At 61.6% G+C, this 674-nt stretch carries 1 protein-coding gene; it reads right to left on the reverse strand.

Annotated elements, in window-relative coordinates; genetic code table 11:
* Window positions 1–674, reverse strand: a 674-nt coding sequence (locus NKI37_RS31875; RefSeq protein ID WP_031205356.1) for a GTP-binding protein, incomplete at its 3' end; no start/stop codon positions are given.

Below are 674 nucleotides of genomic sequence, written 5' to 3' on the forward strand. Positions count from 1 at the left end.
ACGACCGTGCCACGGCCCGAGATCGAGAACACGTCTTCGATCGGCATCAGGAACGGCTTGTCCAGCGGACGAACCGGCGTCGGGATGTAAGCATCGACCGCAGCCATCAGCTCGCGGATCGCGTCTTCGCCGATGGTCTTGTTGGAATCTTCCAGAGCAGCCAGCGCCGAACCCTTGACGATCGGAATGTCGTCGCCGGGGAACTCGTTCTTCGACAGAAGCTCGCGAACCTCGAGCTCGACCAGTTCGAGCAGCTCGGCATCGTCGACCTGGTCGACCTTGTTCAGGAACACCACGATCGACGGCACGCCGACCTGACGGGCAAGCAGGATGTGCTCGCGGGTCTGCGGCATCGGGCCGTCGGCGGCCGACACGACCAGGATCGCGCCGTCCATCTGCGCAGCACCCGTGATCATGTTCTTCACATAGTCGGCGTGGCCGGGGCAGTCGACATGAGCGTAGTGGCGCGCTGCCGTCTCGTATTCGACGTGCGCCGTCGAAATGGTGATGCCGCGGGCCTTCTCTTCGGGCGCCGCATCGATCTGGTCGTAGCGCTTGTACTCGCCAAAATACTTCGTGATCGCCGCCGTCAGCGACGTCTTGCCATGATCGACGTGGCCAATCGTGCCAATGTTCACATGAGGCTTGTTACGCTCGAATTTACCTTTTGCCAT

The sequence above is a fragment of the Mesorhizobium sp. M0626 genome, from assembly GCF_040320665.1.
Classification (GTDB): domain Bacteria; phylum Pseudomonadota; class Alphaproteobacteria; order Rhizobiales; family Rhizobiaceae; genus Mesorhizobium.